This window comes from Comamonas sp. JNW, from assembly GCF_003105075.1.
Taxonomy (GTDB): domain Bacteria; phylum Pseudomonadota; class Gammaproteobacteria; order Burkholderiales; family Burkholderiaceae_C; genus Comamonas; species Comamonas squillarum.
The window spans coordinates 99,145-118,326 of sequence record NZ_QETI01000002.1 but is presented as its reverse complement, the minus strand read 5'-3'; the positions used below and the strand labels follow the sequence as shown (position 1 = coordinate 118,326).

Below are 19,182 nucleotides of genomic sequence, written 5' to 3'. Positions count from 1 at the left end.
CACCAAGACAACACTGCGCGTCATGCTAGGCAGAGCCTTGTGCCAGGTCAAACGACAATAGCGCGGCAAATTATTCCAATTACGCACAACATGGCTGAGGCCGGTGCCTGCGATAAAAAATGCGATGTTTGGCGCAGCCATCGCTGCCTGATAGGCGCGGCCTGCGGGCATAAAAAAACCCAGCCGGGGCTGGGTGGGGTGCAGGGTGCAAGCGCGCGGCTTACTGGTCCGCGTAGGCTTCCAGTGGCTTGTCGTTGGGCTCTTGCAGCAGCTTCTTCAGGGTATCGCTCATCGGCAGGTTCAGCGCCTGGCCCTTGGGCGGGATGGGTTGCATGAACCACTTGTCATAGACCTTGGCCAGCTCGCCGGACTTCATCATCTTGGTCAGGCTGTCGTCCACGGCCTTCTTGAAGGCCGGATCGTCCTTGCGGAACAGCAGCGCAATGGGCTCCGACCCCAGCGCCTCGCCGACGATCTTGTAGCCCGCCGGGTTGGCCGAGTTCGCGATCACACCAGCGAGCAGGTTGTCGTCGAGCACAAAGGCGTCAGCGCGGCCTGATTCGAGCAGCATGAAGCTCTCGAAATGGTCCTTGCCCAAGGTGGTGGGCAGGTTGATGCTGTTGTCCTTGGCGAACTTGCGCAGCAGCTGCACGGCGGTGGTACCGGCCGAGGCCGCCACCGTCTTGCCATCGAGCTGCTTGACGCTGGTGATGTTCGAATCGGCACGGACGGCTGCGCGCACCTGGCTCACATAGGTGGTCACGGCAAAAGCCACTTGCTTTTGGCGGCTCAGGTTGTTGGTGGTGGGGCCGCAGCCAATGTCCACGGTGCCGTTTTGCACCAGCGGCATCGTGTTCTGCGCCGTCAGCGCCATGTATTCGATCTTGGCCTTGGGCGCGATTTCCTTGAGCACGCGCTCGCACAGCTCAACGTGGTAGCCGCCAAAGGTCTGGTTGGAGCCAATCGCATAGGCCATCGGGGCCGAGCTCTCGCGCACGCCCACCACCACCTTGCCAGTGCTGTTGATCTTGTCAAAGGTGCTTTGCGCAAACGCCGCGCCGCCTGCGGCAAAAGCCACCGCCGCAGCCACCATCTTGATGCTGAATGTCATTGTGTACTCCTTGGAATGAACGAACGGGTATCCCGGCACCGGGCCAAGATGCCTCACCAGCTTTGCGATTGCGCTGGTCTTGGTGCGCTGCACATGCGCTTTAAAACAAAAAGGATGCGCCGGTTTTGCGCCAGCGCATCCAGCCTCCGAGTATTCCAGAGAGTCGCGCCAATCCCTAGCGCGTATTTAGAAGCATGTGTTGCTGTTTTGGAAACACCGTGCTGCACTGCCGTATCTCCACACGGCAGTGCCTGGCGAGCAGCGTCAGGGCGCCAGCCGGCTCACCAGCGCCACGGTCGAGGGATCCACGCCCTGCCAGTCACCCTGGTCGCGGCGCGCAAACAGGTCCTTGGCCAGTTGCTTGCCCAGCTCCACGCCCCACTGGTCAAAGCTGTTGATGCCCCAAAGGGCACCGCTGACAAACACGCGGTGCTCGTACAAAGCAATCAGCGCGCCCAGCGAGGTGGGGGTGAGCTTGTCCATCAGCAAGAAGCTGCTGGGGCGGTTGCCCGGGCAGTACTTGGGGCCTTGCTCTTCGGTGCGCCCCACCAGCAGCGCCTGCGCCTGCGCAATCGCATTGATCACCAGGTTGTTCTGGTGGCTGGCCAGGTTCTTGCCGCCGTCGCGCGCGGCGATGAACTCCACCGGGATCACATCGCGGCCCTGGTGGATCATCTGGAAAAAGGCGTGCTGGCCATTGGTGCCGGGCTCGCCCCAGACCACCGGCGACGTTGCATAGGGCAGCGGCTGGTTGTCTACATCCCGGCCCTTGCCGTTGCTCTCCATCTCCAGCTGCTGCAAATAGGCCGACAGCCGGCGCAGACCATGGCTGTAGGGCGCTACGCAGCGCGTGGCAAAGCCGTGGAAGTTGCGGTACCAGACATCGAGCAGGCCCAGGCGCACCGGCAGGTTCTGCGCCAGCGGCGCGGTCTTGAAGTGCACATCCATGTCATGCGCGCCCTGCAGCAGCGCACGGAAGGACTCGGCCCCCACCGCAATCGCAATCGGCAGGCCGATCACCGACCACAGCGAATAGCGCCCGCCGACCCAGTCCCAGAAACCCAGCGTGGTGTCGATGCCAAAGGCAGCGGCCGCCTCGGTGTTGGTGGTCAGCGCCCAGAAGTGCTTGGAGATCGACAGCGCGGCGCTGCGGTCCTCGCTGCCGCCTTGCGCAATGAACCAGTCGCGCGCCGAATGCGCGTTGACCATGGTCTCCAGGGTCGTGAAAGACTTGGATGCGACCAGGAACAAGGTGCTCTCGGGCCGGGTCTGCGCCAGCACATGGCCCAGCTCATGCCCGTCCACATTCGAGACAAAGTGGAAGCGCTTGCCGGCAATGCGCCAGTCCTCCAGCGCATTGACCACCATGGCCGGGCCCAGGTCCGAGCCACCAATGCCGATGTTGACGATGTCGGTGATCTGCGGGTTGGCACGCACCCGCTCGGCCAGCGCCAGCATCTGGGCCAGGCTGCTGTGCACATCGGCCAGCGCCGCATGCACCTCGGCGGGGCTGCCCGGTAGCCAACTGTCCAGGCCCTGGGCGGGCTGGCGCAGCAGCCAGTGCATGGCGGCGCGGCCTTCGGAGGCATTGACCTCTGCCCCAGCAAACATCGCATCGCGCGCCTTCTCCAGGTCACAGTCGCGCGCCAGCTGCAGCAAAAGCTGCTGGCTGTGGCGGTCGATCAGGTTCTTGGACAGGTCGGCAAACAGATGGGGCGCCTGCTGGCTGAACTGGTCCAGTCGGGATGCATCGTCGGCAAAGGCCGCGCGCAGGTCCTGGCCTCGGCCCTCAGCGTCGTAGTATTTTTGCAGTTCTTGCCACGCGGGGGTTTCATCGCAGCGCTTGCGCTGTGTCGCACATTCTCGGTTCATAGGGCAGTGTAAATGGCTGCACGGGGCTGCCAGGCGGGCTGGCAGCCACCCGATCAGGCCGATTGCAACAACTTGTCGAGCTTGATGGCATCGGCGACAAAAGCGCGGATGCCTTCGGCCAGCTTTTCGGTGGCCATCGCGTCTTCGTTCAGTGCAAAGCGAAAGCCCGCCTCGTCATACTGCACATGCTCCAGCGACAGCGCCTTGGCCGCTTCGGCGTTCAGCGCGGGCTGCAGCGGTGCGTCAGCGGCGGCCAACTGGGCCAGCAGCTCGGGCGAGATGGTCAGCAGATCGCAGCCCGCCAGCGCGGTGACCTGGCCGATATTGCGGAAGCTCGCGCCCATCACTTCGGTCGTGATGCCGAAATGCTTGTAGTAATCGAATATGGCCTTGACCGATTTCACACCCGGGTCGTTGGCACCGGCCATCGCAGCTTCGTCCCAGTTGCTGCCAGCCTGCTTTTTGTACCAGTCGTAGATACGGCCGACAAACGGCGAGATCAGCTGCACCTGGGCCTGGCCGCAGGCGATGGCCTGGCACTGGGCGAACAGCAAGGTCAGGTTGGTGTGGATGCCCTGCGCTTCCAGCGCCTTGGCCGCCTGGATGCCTTCCCAGGTGGAGGCGATCTTGATCAGCACGCGGTCGATGTGCACGCCCTCGGCCTCGTACAGCGCGATGATGCGCTGGGCCCGGGCCACTGTCGCGTCTGTGTCGAATGACAGGCGGGCATCGACCTCGGTCGACACACGGCCCGGGATGATGGACAGGATCTCGGCGCCAAAGCGCACCAGCAGGCGGTCCATCACCTCATCGAGCGGCTTGCCGCGGAACTTTTGCACGGTCTCCGTCAGCAGCGGCGCGTATTCGGCCTTCTGCACAGCCTTGAGGATCAGGGACGGGTTGGTCGTCGCGTCTTGCGGCTGGAACTGCGCCAGCTGGTGAAAGTCACCGGTATCTGCCACCACCGTGGTCAGCGCTTTGAGTGCATCGAGTTGGTTCATGGTCTGCTCTTGGTCCATATCCGGTTAGCCGTGCTTGTCTGCCCCTACGCGTTGCAGCCAACACGGGGGGCGCTCAAGCTTAACCGAACTTATGTGCGGTTGAGGGGTGGATGCATTCTACGTCTTCTCCCCGAACATGAAACTGAGTTACATTAATCCCTGCCTTGATGTTCAGGAAGTTTCATGCGTTTTGATCTGGTTTTATTTGGCGGCACCGGCGATCTGGCCTGGCGCAAATTGCTGCCCGCGCTGTTTCAATCTTTCCGCCACGGCAGCCTGCCTGCGGGCGGGCGCATCATCGGCGTGGGCCGAGGGGCAATGAGTGACGACGAGTACCGCGCGCTGATCGCCCAGCGGCTGGCCGAGGTCGAGGCCGACAAGCGACCCAGCGACGCGGAATTTGCCCGCTTTGCCCAGCACCTGCACTACCTGCGCATGGACCTGTCGCAACCGGCCGACTATGCCGCGCTGCGCGCGCTGCTGCAGGCGCGCGATGCCGACACCGTGGTGATGTACCTGGCCACCGCTCCCTCGCTGTTCACCACCGTCTGCGAGCAGCTGGGCGCAGCGGGCCTGGCCACCGAGCGCACCCGCGTGGTGCTGGAAAAACCGCTGGGCCATGACCTGCCCTCGAACCGCGCGATCAACGCAGCGGTGCGCGAGGTGTTTTCCGAGGCGCAGATCTTCCGCATCGACCACTACCTGGGCAAGCCCTCGGTCCAGAACCTGCTGGCGCTGCGTTTTGGCAATGCCATCTTTGAGCCATTGTGGCGGCGCGAGAACATCGCCAGCATCGAGATCACGATGGCCGAGCAGCTGGGCGTGGAAAAGCGCGGCGAGTTCTACGAAAGTACCGGCGCGCTGCGCGACATGGTGCAAAACCATGCGCTGCAGCTGCTGTGCGCGATTGGCATGGAGCCACCCATCAGCGCTGACGCCGATGCGATCCGCAATGAAAAGCTCAAGGTGCTGCAGTCACTCAAGCGCTGGACACCGGAGACAGTGAGCCGCGACGTGGTGCGCGGCCAGTACGCGGCAGGCCAGATTGCCGGCAAGCCGGTGCCGGGCTACCGCCAGGAAGAAGGCGTCTCGCCCACCAGCCAGACCGAGACCTTTGTCGCGCTGCGCACCGAGATCAGCAACTGGCGCTGGGCCGGTGTGCCCTTTTTCATCCGCACCGGCAAGCGTCTGGCCGGGCGCGAGGCCTCGATCGTAGTGCATTTCCGCCAGGTGCCCCATGCCATCTACCGCACGCCGCTGGGCGCGGCCAACCGCCTCACCATCCACCTGCAGCCCAAGGATGGCCTGACCCTGCAGCTGATGGCTGCTGCGCAAAGCCAGGCCGATACCGGCGGTGTGCAGACCTTGTCGCCCGCCGCGCTGGATCTGGACTTTGACCAGCGCTTTGGCACCGAGCGCGTGGGCGCCTACGAGCGCCTGCTGCTCGACGTGATCGCTGGGCGCCTGAACCTGTTTGTGCGTGCCGACGAGCAGGAGGCCGCTTGGCAGTGGGTGGAGCCGATTCTGGAGACCTGGCAGCAGGCCAATGCCCGCGGCGAAAGCCCGCGCCCCTATGTGGCCGGACATTGGGGCCCGGGCGCTGCCAGCGCACTGGTGGCACGCGACGGCCACAGCTGGATGGAAGAGTTTTGAGCACCGCTACCACCCACAAGGGATCCCCATGCTAGACCGCATCACCGCTTCTCTCCCCTCGCTGGCACCGGCCGAGCAGCGCGTGGCCCGCCTGGTGCTGGCCGACCCGCGCGCCTTTGCCTCGCGCCCGGTGCGCGAGCTGGCCGAGCTCGCCCATGTCAGCAAGCCCACCGTGGTGCGCTTTTGCCGCAGCATGGGCTATGACGGCCTGGCCGATTTCAAGCTCAAGCTCGCTGGCAGCGTCAGCGAAGGCGTGCCTTTTATCCACCGCAGTGTCGATGCCGATGACAAGACCAGCGATGTGCTGGTCAAGGTGGTGGACAACTCGGTCGCGGCCTTTCTGGCCTACCGCAATGCTGCCAGCACCACGGCGCTGGAGGCCGCGTCCAGCGCCATCGTGGCGACCTGGCAGGCGGGCAAGCGCATCGAGTTCTATGGCGTGGGCAATTCCGGCATCGTCGCGCAGGATGGGCAGCACAAGTTTTTCCGCCTGGGCGTTACCAGTTTGGCGACCAGCGACGGCCATATGCAGGTGATGAGCGCCACCATGCTGGGTGCGGGCGACTGCGCTATCGTTATCTCCAACTCCGGCCGCACGCGCGACCTGATGGATGCCACCGACATTGCCAAGCGCAATGGCGCCACGACGATTGTCATCACCGCCAGCGGCTCGCCGCTGGCACGCGCGGCCAATATCCACCTGGCCGCCGACCACCCCGAAGGCTATGACCGCTACAGCCCCATGGTTTCGCGCCTGCTGCACCTCTTGATTCTCGATGTGCTGGCCACCAGCGTGGCGCTGCGCATCGGCGAGCCGCTGCAGCCGGTGCTGCAGCAGATGAAGGACAACCTGCACGCCAAGCGCTATACCTGACGGCGTTTTTGCCTGGCCGGAACGAAAAATGGGGCAGCCTAGGCTGCCCCTTCGTCATGAGGCGTCAGTGTTTAACGCACATCCACAAAGCTCTTGGTGCTGTACAGGTCGGTGGACAGGCGCTTGAGCGCTGGCAGACCGGTGGTGGCATCCTTGGGCTGCGATTCGATGTAGTTGAAGAACACATCGGCATCGAGCACGCCGATATCGAGGCGGCGCGCTGCTGGCACCGAGGCCAAGGTCTTGTAGCCGTCACCGCCGTTGGCGTTGAAGCTCAGCACAAAGAGGCGATAGGTCTTGCCCTGGTCCAGCGCAGTCCATTGGCCGCTGGTGGTGTCGCGCACTTCGATGCCGGTGACACGGCTGCCAAAGGCGGCCTTGGCATTCACATCAAAGCGCATGCCGCCGGTGTAGGGGTAAGGGCCCGTCGAGCCGCCTGCGCCGTAGACAGCTTCCAGGCCGTCTTCAAGCATGCCCTTGACTTCCGCGCCGGTCACATCCAGGCGGAACAGCATGTTGCCAAACGGCAGCACCTGGATCGCATTGGCCGCGGTCACTTCACCATTGAGCGGAATGCGCACGCCACCGCCGCTTTGCAGCGAGATGTCGGCACCGCCGTAGTGCGCGTTGGCCACTTCCAGGTAGGACTGGGCCACCAGCTGCTGGATATCGCCACCGCGCAGGCTGACGCTGCCTTCGGCATTGCAGGCCGCGCTGGAGCGGCTGTAGTCGGTGCTGCCTTCGCCGCCCGGCACCCGGCGCGAGCACAGCTCTTGCGGGGCATAGGCCACCTTGGTCACGTTGAAGCTGGCGACCTTTTCGGTGAAAGGCTTGAGCACGGCGGCCGCCTGGGCGGACGGCGCCGTGATGCGCAGGAAGCCGGCGGCGTTCACGCTGCTGATGATGGACGTGCGCTGCGCTTCGGTCGCGGCAGTGCCGGCGATCTTGAAGTCATCGCCGATCAGCACATGGGGCGTGCCTTCGCACTGGCTGACCACGCCGTCCTTGTCGAACTTGACCTTGAGCTCACCGACGACCTGCGAGTATTCCCAGGCCTGCACGATACAGACGGGCTTGCCGTCGAGGTCGGTGGTGTTGGTGGGGTAGGCGCCGCCTGGCGTGCCCACGCCGATGGTCTTCATCGCGTCAGGGCCCAGCAGGGTGTGCGAGTCGCCGCCGACGATCACGTCCACACCGCGCAGCTTTTTGGCGAGGGCACGGTCGTTGTCGTAGCCGATGTGGCTGAGCAGCACAATGCGCTTGACGCCTTGGGCCTGCAGCTTGTCGATTTCGCGCTGGACCGCCACGGCTTCGTCTTCGAACAAGGTGTCCTTGTCCGGGCTGGACGAGGCCTTGGTCTTTTGCGCAATGGTCAGGCCGACGATACCGATCTTCTGGCCGCCACGCTCGACCACGGTGGAGGGCGAGACCATGTTCGGTGCGCGGCTGGGGTTCAGCGCCGAGCTGGCACCGAACTGCACGTTCGCGCTCAGCACCGGGGTCGTGCATTTGCCGCTCTTGAGGCGATCGAGGATGCCCTTGAGGCCCGTGTCGCCCTTGTCGAACTCGTGGTTGCCCAAGGTGTAGGCATCAAAGCACACGGTGTTGAGCATGGCCATGTCGGCCTCGCCATCGGCACCTGCGCGGTTGAAGTACAAGGTACCGGTCACCGCATCACCGGCGTGCAGCTTGAGCACATGGGTCGACTGCGCAGCGATCGCTTCGATGGCGGCCGTCACGCGGGGGAAACCTGCGGCGTCCACGGTGACGGCCGTGGTCTTGCCGTCCACCGGCAACTGCAGCGTCGCCGTCTTGCTGGCCAAGGTGGAATGGTGGTCGTTGATGTGCAGGATCGTCAGCCCATCGTCTTTTTCGCTGTCGTTGTCGCTGGAGCCGCCTCCACCGCAAGCCACCAACACGGCGGCTGCCACGCCGCACACGGTCCAAACCATCACCTGACGTGCACCCTCTCGCACTGACAATGCAACCATTTCTGCTCTCTCCGTTTTGACAAAGAGCTCTATGGTTTGTCCGCCAGATGACGCAGGTGTGACTTTCTGTAATAGCCAAGGGGCTTGTCAAGGCATCCGCTCCAAGAAAAAACCGGCGTCCAGGACGCCGGTTTGGAGGGCTGCCCGCGCACAGCGCAGGCGGTCGCCAGTGCATCACACAACGGGGATGCGCCCCTCTTGCACCGCATGGCAGGCCACCTTCACGCCGCCATCGTCGAGCAGCTGTGGACGCTCGCTGCGGCAGCGTTCATTGGCCAGCGGGCAGCGCGGGTTGAAAGCGCAGCCGGTCGGAGGGTTCAGTGGATTGGGCACCTCGCCCTGCACGGGGGTGCGCGCCTTGCCGGTGTCGTGCATCTTCGGGATGGCATCGAGCAGCATGCGCGTGTAGGGGTGGCGCGGCTTGGCAAACAGGGTTTGCTTATCGGCCAGCTCTACCAGCCTACCCAGATACATGACCCCCACCTGGTCGCTGACATGGCGCACGACGGCCAGGTTGTGCGAGATGAACAGGTAGGTCAGACCGCGCTTTTTCTGCAGGTCCTTCATGATGTTGAGCACCTGGGCCTGCACCGACACATCGAGCGCCGAGGTGGGCTCGTCACAGACCAGGAACTCCGGCTCGGTCGCCAGTGCGCGGGCGATGGAGATGCGCTGGCGCTGCCCGCCCGAGAACTGGTGCGGGTACTTGATCATGTCCATCGGCGCCAGGCCCACCTGCACCAGCAGCTCGGCCACGCGCGCCTTGAGCTGCTCGGTGTTGGTGATCAGGCCATGCTCCTTGAGCGGCTCGCCAATGATCTGCTCGACCGACCAGCGCGGGTTCAGGCTGGCATAGGGATCCTGGAAGATCATCTGCACGCGGCGGCGCATCGCACGCGCATTCGGGTCGCGGAATGCGGCATGCGCGTCCTGGCCATCGAAGGTGAAGGTGCCGCGCGTGGGGCCGTACAGGCCCACCAACAGGCGCGCCACCGTGCTCTTGCCGCAGCCGGACTCGCCCACCAAGGCCAGGGTCTTGCCCTTTTCTATGTCAAAGCTCACGCCATCGACGGCGCGCAGCAGGCTGCGCGGCTTGCGCTCCAGCACCCGGTTGAGCCAGGGCGCCGACACATCAAAGGTCTTGGCCAGGTCACGCGCCTGCACCAGGGGCTGCTTGTCGCCCGCGCCTTGCAGCGCTGCTGTGTCCTTGTTCGTCATGGTTGCCATCTCGCTCATACCGTGTCCTCGGTGGCAGCCACTTGGGGCTGGTAATCGGCTGCATGCAGCCAGCAGGCGGCCTGGGTGGCGCCCGCGGCCATCAGCTCGGGGCGCTGCTCCATGCAGCGGTCAAACACCTGGGGGCAGCGCGGGTTGAAGGCGCAGCCCTTGGGGATGGCATTGAGCCGAGGCATCGCGCCGTCGATCTGGTTCAGGCGCTCACGGTCGGCTTCCATGTCCGGGATGGACGCCATCAGGCCCCGGGTATAGGGGTGCGCGGGGTGGTTGATCACCTCATGCACCGGGCCGATTTCCGCAACACGGCCGGCGTACATCACCGCGACCCGGTCACAGGTCTCGGCAATCACGCCCATGTCATGGGTGATCAGCATCACCGCCGCACCCCGGGTGCGGCAGATGTTCTTGAGCAGGCTGATGATCTGCGCCTGGATCGATACGTCGAGCGCCGTCGTGGGCTCGTCGGCCACGATCAGCTTGGGCTCGGCCGCCAGGGCCAGCGCAATCACCACGCGCTGGCGCATGCCGCCGGAGAACTGGTGCGGAAAGTGGTCAATCCGCTCTTCGGCTGCCGGAATGCCGGTGTCCTTGAGCAGTTCGATCGCGCGCTGGCGCGCCTCCGAGGCCGAGAGCTTGAGGTGGGTCTGGATGGTCTCGATCAGCTGGCGCCCCACGGTGTAGAGCGGGTTCAGCGACGTGAGCGGGTCCTGGAAGATCGCGCCAATGCGGCGGCCCCGGATATGGCGCATCTTGTCGGCGGACAGGTTGTCGATGCGTTCGCCTTCGAGCACGATCTCGCCCGAGGCCACATGGCCTGGCGGCTCGAGCAGGCCGATGATGGACGCGCCCGTCAGCGACTTGCCCGCGCCCGATTCACCGACCACGCCCAGGATCTCGCCGGGGGCGATGGAAAAGGAGATGTTGTCCAGCGCCCGCAGCACACCATGGCGATTGGGAAACTCGACCACCAGATTTTTAACTTCCAACAATGACATCGTGGTTGTTCCTTGTTCGTCTTGTGTCCGCACCATCAACGCAGGCGCGGGTTGAGCGCATCGCGCAGCCAGTCGCCCAGCAGGTTGACCGACAGCGCGATCAGCACCAGCATCAGGCCCGGGAAGATCGTGATCCACCATTCGCCGGAGAACAGGTAGTCATTGCCCACGCGGATCAGGGTGCCCAGCGAGGGCGACGTGGGCGGCGCGCCCACGCCGAGGAAAGACAGGGTCGCCTCGGTGATGATGGCTGTGGCCACCTGGATGGTGGCCAGCACCATGACCGGGCCCAGCACATTGGGCAGCACATGCTTGACCATGATGCGCAGCGGCGCCACGCCGGTGACGCGGGCGGCCTGCACATATTCCTTGTTGCGCTCGACCATCGTCGAGCCGCGCACCGTGCGTGCGTACTGCACCCAGCCGGTGAGCGAGATCGAGATGATCAGCACGCCAAAGGCCAGCGATTCATTGGCATTGGGAAACACCGCGCGGCCCACACCGGCGATCAGCAAGGCGACCAGGATGGCCGGGAAGGACAGCATCACATCGCACAGGCGCATCAGCACCGAATCGATCCAGCCACCCTTGAAGCCAGCCAGCAGGCCCAGACCCACCCCGACGACCACGGACAGGGCCACTGAGGCCAGTCCCACGATCAGCGAAATGCGCGCGCCATACATCAGCGCCGACAGAATGTCGCGGCCCTGGTCATCGGTGCCCAGGATGTACTTCCAGCCGCCCTCTTCGCTCCACACCGGCGGGATGCGCGCATCGCTCAGCTCCAGCGTGGTCAGGTCAAAGGGGTTGTGCGGCGCCACCCAGCCGGCAAACAGCGCGCAAAACACGCAGACCGCCGCAATGAGGGCGGCCACGATGGCTGTGGGCGAATTGCGAAAGCTGTAGCCCACATCGCTGTCCATCCAGCGCCTGATTCGGTTTTTCATCGTCATCTTCTCTCTCTAGTCGCCAGCCGCTGCAGCGCAGCGGCCCGGGGCATTTACTTCTTCACGGTCATCCACTTGAAGGGCATGAAGCCATCGGCCATCTGCACCAGCTCGACGTTCTTGCTGACACCCCAGTTCATGAACTGCTGGTGCAGCGGCAGGTAGCCCACATCGTCGGCCACGGTCTGCAGCGCCTCATGGATCGCCTGGTTGCGCTTGGTGGTGTCGGTCTCCGACTGCACCTGGCGGGTCAAGGCATCGACCTTGGGATTGCAGTAGTTGCCGTAGTTGAACGCGCCAGCACCCTTGCCGTCATTGCAGTTCATCAAGGCCAGCAGCGGGTTGTGGGCGTCGTAGGTCGACGGCGTCCAGCCCAGGATGTAGAAGGCCGTTTCATGGCGCATGATGCGCGGGAAATAGGTGCCCTTGGTCTCGGCATTGAGCTGCACCTTGACGCCGATCTTGGCCAGGTTGGCCGATACCGCCTGGCAGATGCGGCTGTCGTTGATATAGCGGTCGTTCGAGCAGTTCAAGGTCAGCGAGAAACCATCGGGGTAGCCCGCTTCGCTCAGCAGTTTCTTGGCCGCAGCCGGGTCGTAGGGCAGGCGCTTGATGTCGTCGGTGTAGCCGTTGACGCCCTTGCCGATCAAGGTGGCCAGATTGCCCGAGGCCCCGCGCATCACCTGTTTGTGCAGGCCCTCGATATCGATGGCCTGGTAGAAGGCCTGGCGCACGCGCTTGTCCTTGAACGGGTTCTTGCCCTTGACGCTGGAGTTCAGCAGCTCATCGCGCTTTTGGTCCATGCCCATGAAGATGGCGCGCAGCTCAGGCCCGGACACCACACGGGTGCCGCCGGTATTGGCGACACGGTCCAGATCCTGCACCGGCACCGGGTCGATCACATCGACCTGGCCCGACAGCAGCGCGGCCACACGGGTCGCATCATTGGCCACTGGCGTGTAGACCACTTCCTGCACATTGCCTTCGACCTTGTCCCAGTAGTTGGCGCTGCGGTTGAAGACGGTGCGCACATTGGGCTGGCGCTCGCGCACGCGGTAGGGGCCGGTGCCATTGGCCTTGAACGAGGCGGTGTTCTCGATGCCCTTGCGGCGGTCCACCGGGTTGACGGCATTGTTGGCCTCGGACCAGGCCTTGCTCATGATGTAGACCTGCGAGATCATGCTCGGCAGGATCGGGGCCGGGTCCTTGGTCTCGATGTCCACCGTGTAGTCATCGACCTTGCGCGTCTCCTTGATGGGGTTGGTGTAGGACTTCATGTCCGAGCCTTCGAGCTGCGTGCGCATCATCGAGAACACCACATCATCGGCGGTGAACGGCGTGCCATCATGGAACTGCACGCCCTTGCGCAAGGTAAAGCGCCAGACGGTCGGTGAGGTCTGCTCCCACTTGGTGGCCAGCACCGGGCGCAGGCTCAGGTCCTTGTTGCGGCCGGCCAGCGGCTCGTAGACATTGCCGGTCACACTCAGCTGCACCGTCTCATTGAAGGAATGCGGATCCATGGACAGGGCGTCGCCCTGGGAACCGATGCGCACCGTCTGCGCGCCGGCGCAAACATAGGCGGCCGCCAACATCGATACCAACAAGGTCTTGCTCATCGTGTGTTTCATCGTTTTCCCCTTTTCTGAAGTCCGGCCCGCAAGGGCCGGGTGCGGAGGCTTTAGCCCAAAGCAAGTGGCATGCCACGCTCGACAATGCCGGCGTGCAGCGCCGCACCCAGCGGCAGCACATCGTCATTGAAGTCGTAGCGGTTGTTGTGCAGCGGAATGATGTCGTCACCGACGGCCTGGCCCAGGCGCAGATAGGCCCCGGGCTTTTGCTGCAGCATGAAGGAGAAATCCTCAGCGCCCATGCTCGGGTCCATGTTGCGCACCACCAGGGCTTCGCCCACCAGGTCAGAGGCCACATCGCCGGCAAACACCGCTTCTTCGGCCGTGTTGATCGTCGCCGGGTAGGAGCGCTCGTACTGCAGCTGCGCGTTCACGCCAAAGGCCAGGCCCAGCGCCTGGCACAGCTCGCCCAGGCGGCGCTCGACCATGTTCTGCACATCGGGGTTGAAGGTGCGCACCGTGCCCACCAAGGTCGACGAGCCCGGCGTGACGCTGAACGCAGCCAGGTCCCCCGACTGCAGCGCGCAGATGCTGATGACGGCCGAGTCGATGGCACGCACATTGCGCGAGACGATGGACTGGATCGCCGTAATCAGGTGTGCCGACGCCAGCACCACATCATTGGTCTGGTAAGGATGGGCGCCGTGGCCGCCCTTGCCCGTGATATTGATCTGGATGCGGTCGGCCGCGGCCATCATCGCGCCGGGGTTGATGCCGATCATGCCCTGGCGCATCGCAGGCCAGTTGTGCATCGCATAGACCGAATCGACCGGGAAGCGCTCGAACAGGCCATCCTGGATCATCTCGCGCGCGCCGGCATAGCCCTCCTCGCCGGGCTGGAAGATCAGCACGGCGGTGCCGTCAAAATTGCGCGTCTCGGCCAGATAGCGCGCCGCGCCCACCAGCATCGCAGTGTGGCCATCATGGCCGCAGGCATGCATCAGCCCCTGCTTGCCCGAGCGCCAGCTGCAGTTGCCCTGCTCGGTGATCGGCAGTGCATCCATATCGGCGCGCAGGCCGATCATGCGGCCGCTGCCGTGCTTGTGGCCACGGATCACACCGACCACGCCGGTCTTGCCGATGCCCTGGTGGATCTCATCAACACCACACAGGCGCAAGGCCTCGCTCACGCGAGCAGCGGTGTATTTTTCTTCGAAACCCAGCTCCGGATTGGCATGCAGGTCACGGCGGAAGGCCGTCAGCTCCGGATGGATCTGGGCCAGGTGAGAAAAGGCGCGCGAGCTCGCGCTATAAGGCAGACGTGGCATCTCAGTGCCCTCCCGATTTTTCGACGCGCAGGCGCGGGTCGACAGCGAAATACAACAGATCGACCACCAGGTTGATCACCACAAAAATCAGCGCAATCAGGCACAGGTAGGCGGCCATGACCGGGATATCGGCAAAGGTCACCGCCTGGATGAACAGCAGGCCCATGCCCGGCCACTGGAACACGGTCTCGGTGATGATGGCAAAGGCAATCAGGCCTCCCAGCTGCAGACCGGTGATGGTCATCACCGGCACCAGCGTGTTCTTGAGGGCATGGCCAAAGTAGATCGTGCGGTTGCTCAGGCCCCGAGCCTTGGCAAACTTGATGTAGTCGGTGCGCAGCACCTCCAGCATCTCGGCGCGCACCAGGCGCATGATCAACGTGAGCTGGAACACGGCCAAGGTGATGGCCGGCAAGATGATGTGGTGCCAGCCCTTGGCGCTCAGCAAGCCGGTGCTCCAAAAGCCCAGCTGCATCGTCGTGCCACGGCCAAAGCTCGGGAACCAGCCCAGGTGCACCGAGAAGATCAAAATCAGCAAGATACCGATCAGGAAGGTGGGCAGGGACACACCCAGCAGCGACAAGGTCATGAACACCTGGCTCATGAAGCTGCCGCGCCGCAGCGCGGCATACACGCCCATCGGCACACCGATGACCAAGGCCAGCAACGCAGCCACCATAGCCAGCTCAAAGGTCGCCGGGAAGCGCTCGGCAATCAGGGACGAGACCTTGGCACCCTGGCGCAGGCTGATGCCGAATTCGCCCTGGGCAGCATTGAGCAAAAAGTGCCAGAACTGCACGAAAAACGGTTTGTCCAGCCCCAGCGCACTGCGCAACTCGGCAATCTGCTGTGGGGTGGCATCCTGGCCCAGCAAGAAGGTGACCGGGTCACCCACATACTGGAACAACATGAAGGAAATGAACGCCACGGCGATCATCACGATCACCGCCTGTATCAATCGGCGCAATATGAATGCAAACATGGCTGACTCTCATCGTGACAAACAGAGGTAAGGTGCCCTAGGAACTCTCTGCAAAACCCAGTTGGTGAGGGTTCTGCAGAGCGTTCCTGGCACCCGTGTTGTCTGCCTATTCTTCTTTCGCTTTTTATGAAATGGCCGGCTGCCGCATCGGGCAGCAGGCCTGCGCACAGCTCGCCGTTGGTTAACGGACCGTCACCAGTTTGATGTCCACCCGGTTGTCTGCGCGGTGCACCAGGTCGATGTTCTTCTTCATCGCCCAGGGGATCACCTGGTCATACAGCGGCAGGTGCGAGACCGTGTCGTTGGACAGCTGCAAACCCTCGGTCAGCATGCGGGTGCGCACGAGCTGGTCGGTTTCCGTTTTCACGCGGTCCACCAGATAATCCATGCGCTCGTTGCTGTAGCGGCCGACATTGTAGTTTCCGTCGCCGCCCTTGCCGACGGTGCGCACCAGTGACTGCAGGCTGTAGAGCGAATCGAAAGTCGGCACACCCCAGCCGAGCATGTAGATGCTCGCTTCGTTGCGCTGGATCATCGGGAAGTAGGTGACCATTGGCAAGGTGCGCAGCTTGGCCTTGACCCCGATCTTGGCCCACATCGCGGTGACCGCCTGGCAGATCGCCTCGTCGCTGATATAGCGGTTGTTGGGGCAGGCAAAGTCGACCTCGAAGCCATCGGGGTAGCCCGCTTGCGTGAGCAGCTTCTTGGCGGCGTCCTGGTCATAGGGCAGGCGCTGGCCCACGGTCTCGGTCCAGCCATTGACCTGGGGCGCCACCAGGGTGCCAGTGGGCTTGCCCAGGCCGCGCAGGATGGTCTTGGTGATCGCCTGGATGTCGATGGACTGGTAGAGCGCCTGGCGCACCTTCTGGTCCTTGAGCGGGTTCTTGCCCTTGACGCTGGAGCCGGGCAGCTCGTCACGGAACTGGTCCATGCCAAAGAAAATTGTGCGGTTCTCCAAGCCTTCAAGGATCTTCAGGTCCGGGCTGGCGCGCAGGCGGTTCAAGTCTTGCGGCGTTGGATCGAGCACCATGTCCACTTCACCGGACAGCAGCGCCGCCATGCGGGTCGGCGCCGATTTGATCGGGGTGTAGGTGATCGAAGTCACATTGCCCGGCATCTGGCCCCACCAGTTGGGGTTCTTCTTGAGCACCATGCGCACATCGGGCTGCCAGGACTCCAGAATGAACGGGCCGGTGCCCATCGCATTGCGGTGGGCAAAATTCTCGTCGGACTTCTTGATGTCCATCGGCTCGGTGGACTTGTTCTTCTCCGACCAGGCCTTGCTCATCATGCGCAGCTCGGTCATCTGGCGCAGCAGCACGGGATTGGGGTCCACCATGAAGATATCGATGGTGCCATCATCGACCTTGACGACCTTCTCGATGCCCTGGACAAAGGGGCCGTAGTTCGAGGTCTTGGCCATCGCACGGGTGATCGAGAACACCGCATCATCGGCGGTGAAGTTCGAGCCATCCTGGAACTTCACACCCTGGCGCAATGAAAAGCGCATCTGTTTGGGGGTGACTTCCTTCCACGAGGTAGCCAGCAGCGGCTCGACCGCAAAGGTCTTGCTGTTGTAGGTGACCAGGGTCTCGTAGACATAGGGATGAATGGCGTTGTGCAGGCCATTGTTTTGCGCATGGATATCCCAGCTGGCAACGTCGGCCTGGCTGGCCCACTTGAAGGGCTTGGCCTGGGCCACGCCAGCTGACAAAACGGTGGCTACCGCTATCGCAACCAGAGCAAGAGAAGGCTGTTTCATAAGTCCTCGCAGAATAGTAGTGCTTCACTATGCCGCAAGGAATCGATCTTCCGCATGGTGCTTCCCCCAGGGCGGGGATATTCCCGAGTCGCGTTTATTTCTGTTAGGTGACCGGCAAAAGCAGGTGTTTTGTCGGGCAAAACACGGCTTCATCTGCTAATTATGAAAACGCGCTGCCTGCCAGACCACGCCTGCCCTTCCATTCCCACATGTCAAAAAAGCGATACAGGCGCATCTTGGCGGCTACCAGCGCCGATACAGCATGCGGTATGTATCAAGCCTGCCACAAGCCAGCGCCGCAGCGCTCCTGCCGCATCGGCAGGAAAGCACAACGGGTCTCGCGCTTCCCACGGCGTGGGGCTTCAAGATGGGACCTTTGACAGGCTGATAACAAGAGCGGGCGCAGCCGCTGTCGCCGCTGCAGTGACCCCATCTACCCAGAACAAGGCCGAGCGCCTGGACAGGGCAGCGGCGAGCAGGCATAAAAAAAGCCCGTCTTTCGACGGGCTTTTTGCTTTTCAGATTGAGTAGCTAGGAAACCCTAGCCATTCATTAGAAAGCGTGACGCACACCAACGGTGATAGCGTTTTGGTTCTTGCCAGCGCCAGCTGGGTCGATGCCCAGGCCGTTAGCCGACAGGCTCATGGTTTCGCTCTTCTGGTTCTTCAGGAAAGCGTAGGTGCCGTACAGAGCGGTGCGCTTCGACAGGTTGTGGACATAGCCCAGCGACAGCTGGTGAGCCTTGCCTTCGATTTCCTTGTTGTCGTAGTAGTTGTAAGCCAGACGGGCTTCGCCAGCAGCGCCGACAGCAGCGGTTGCGCCCAGACCAGCGGACTGGAACTTAGCCTTGCTGCCACCACCCACTGGGGTGCTTTGCACTTGACGGATCAGACCCGACAGCTTGAAAGCGCCGAAGTTGTAAGCAGCGCCCAGACCCAGACCTTGAGCCTTTTCGAAGCTGGCGGTAGGATCGTTTTGCTGGTCGTAAGCAATACCGGCGCTCAGAGGGCCGTTGTTGTAACCAGCGGACACGCCGATGTAACGCTTAGCGGAGCTGTCGCCAGCGGTTTCGCCGAAGCCGTAGTTCACGCCAGCGGTGAAGCCGGACATGTTAGGGGTGTAGTACGAAACCATGTTGCCCACGCGAACTGGGTCGCCGAAGCCGTAGGTGCCGTTGCCGAAGCTGAAGTTTTGGCCGATACCGACTTGGCCGAACACGTCGTAGCCAGACACGGTGTTGTAAGCTGCGGTCAGTTCGCGACCCAGACGCACTTCACCGAAGTTGCCCATCAGGGACACGGTGGAACGACGCTTGAACTCGAAGCCAGGACCTGCAGCGCCGCCGCCGGAAGCGGTACCGCTGTCGTTCTGGATTGCGCCTTCCAGCCAGAAACCAGCCTTCAGACCGCCACCCAGATCTTCCACGCCGCGGAAGCCCAGACGGCTGGTGGCGTTACCGGAGTTGGTCAGACCGTAGTTGCTTTCGCCACCGCTGGTCTTAGCGTAGGTCACGCCAGCATCAACGATACCGAACAGGGTCACGGAAGATTGAGCCATTGCGGCGCCGGAAGCGGCCAGCACTGCCAAGGCAACAAGAGATTTTTTCATTGCGAGTTACTCCAAGGTTTAACAGACGGCGCTGGTACGGGGGGGTTGATGTCAGCCTCACGGTTCTGCACAACTTCTACCTGCTCCCGCGCCAACCTCCTAGTGTGGAAGTTCTCTCTATTTCAACAGACCGCAGGCGGTTGCGCAAACAAATTCCCCCACTTGAGGACCTATTCGCTGTAAATCGTTGCTTGAGTGCAACGTTTAACGAATGTCAGCCGCCGTCCAATTTTTCGACAAAAATTTGCTGCAAA

At 63.0% G+C, this 19,182-nt stretch carries 14 protein-coding genes; 2 read left to right on the top strand and 12 right to left on the bottom strand.

From position 1 onward, the window contains the following. Window positions 1-220: 220 nt before the first annotated feature. The 3 genes from DCO45_RS03645 to tal form a co-directional block, all read right to left on the bottom strand. Window positions 221-1,093, bottom strand: a complete 873-nt coding sequence (locus DCO45_RS03645) for a transporter substrate-binding domain-containing protein (protein ID WP_232539651.1) — start codon at window positions 1,091-1,093, stop codon at window positions 221-223. Between the two features lie 282 nt (window positions 1,094-1,375). Next, a complete protein-coding gene (gene pgi / locus DCO45_RS03640) occupies window positions 1,376-2,983 on the bottom strand; it encodes a glucose-6-phosphate isomerase (RefSeq protein ID WP_116924576.1) in 1,608 nt (535 codons plus the stop codon). Between the two features lie 53 nt (window positions 2,984-3,036). Next, on the bottom strand, window positions 3,037-3,984 hold the full coding sequence (gene tal, locus DCO45_RS03635) for a transaldolase (protein WP_116924891.1): 948 nt from the start codon (window positions 3,982-3,984) through the stop codon (window positions 3,037-3,039). 183 nt (window positions 3,985-4,167) lie between these two features. On the opposite strand from tal, the gene zwf reads away from it, so the two are divergent. Together zwf and DCO45_RS03625 are read left to right on the top strand one after the other, a co-directional pair. Beyond that, window positions 4,168-5,637 carry a glucose-6-phosphate dehydrogenase gene (zwf, locus tag DCO45_RS03630; protein WP_116924575.1) on the top strand — a complete coding sequence of 490 codons (1,470 nt, stop codon included), beginning with the start codon at window positions 4,168-4,170 and terminating at the stop codon, window positions 5,635-5,637. Window positions 5,638-5,665: 28 nt separating this feature from the next. Further along, window positions 5,666-6,511 carry a MurR/RpiR family transcriptional regulator gene (locus DCO45_RS03625; RefSeq protein WP_116924574.1) on the top strand — a complete coding sequence of 282 codons (846 nt, stop codon included), beginning with the start codon at window positions 5,666-5,668 and terminating at the stop codon, window positions 6,509-6,511. A gap of 71 nt (window positions 6,512-6,582) precedes the next feature. On the opposite strand, the gene DCO45_RS03620 is transcribed toward DCO45_RS03625, so the two are convergent. The 9 genes from DCO45_RS03620 to DCO45_RS03580 form a co-directional block, all read right to left on the bottom strand. Continuing rightward, complete coding sequence (locus DCO45_RS03620) at window positions 6,583-8,463, bottom strand: 5'-nucleotidase C-terminal domain-containing protein (RefSeq protein WP_243419253.1); 1,881 nt, start codon at window positions 8,461-8,463, stop codon at window positions 6,583-6,585. Between the two features lie 213 nt (window positions 8,464-8,676). Beyond that, complete coding sequence (locus DCO45_RS03615; protein WP_232539649.1) at window positions 8,677-9,729, bottom strand: dipeptide ABC transporter ATP-binding protein; 1,053 nt, start codon at window positions 9,727-9,729, stop codon at window positions 8,677-8,679. A 5-nt stretch (window positions 9,730-9,734) separates the two neighbouring features. After that, complete coding sequence (locus tag DCO45_RS03610; RefSeq protein WP_021025747.1) at window positions 9,735-10,733, bottom strand: ABC transporter ATP-binding protein; 999 nt, start codon at window positions 10,731-10,733, stop codon at window positions 9,735-9,737. 35 nt (window positions 10,734-10,768) lie between these two features. Next, window positions 10,769-11,680 (bottom strand): ABC transporter permease, encoded by a 912-nt coding sequence (locus tag DCO45_RS03605; protein WP_116924572.1) that lies wholly within the window; start codon window positions 11,678-11,680, stop codon window positions 10,769-10,771. 53 nt (window positions 11,681-11,733) lie between these two features. After that, on the bottom strand, window positions 11,734-13,308 hold the full coding sequence (locus DCO45_RS03600; RefSeq protein WP_116924571.1) for an ABC transporter substrate-binding protein: 1,575 nt from the start codon (window positions 13,306-13,308) through the stop codon (window positions 11,734-11,736). A 50-nt stretch (window positions 13,309-13,358) separates the two neighbouring features. Continuing rightward, window positions 13,359-14,576 carry a M20 aminoacylase family protein gene (locus DCO45_RS03595; protein ID WP_021025744.1) on the bottom strand — a complete coding sequence of 406 codons (1,218 nt, stop codon included), beginning with the start codon at window positions 14,574-14,576 and terminating at the stop codon, window positions 13,359-13,361. Window position 14,577: 1 nt separating this feature from the next. Further along, window positions 14,578-15,558: an ABC transporter permease gene (locus tag DCO45_RS03590; RefSeq protein ID WP_116924570.1), complete on the bottom strand. Its 981-nt coding sequence runs from the start codon at window positions 15,556-15,558 to the stop codon at window positions 14,578-14,580. Window positions 15,559-15,739: 181 nt separating this feature from the next. Beyond that, a complete protein-coding gene (locus DCO45_RS03585; protein ID WP_116924569.1) occupies window positions 15,740-17,320 on the bottom strand; it encodes an ABC transporter substrate-binding protein in 1,581 nt (526 codons plus the stop codon). 552 nt (window positions 17,321-17,872) lie between these two features. Next, window positions 17,873-18,928 (bottom strand): porin, encoded by a 1,056-nt coding sequence (locus DCO45_RS03580; protein WP_021025741.1) that lies wholly within the window; start codon window positions 18,926-18,928, stop codon window positions 17,873-17,875. Window positions 18,929-19,182: the final 254 nt, after the last annotated feature.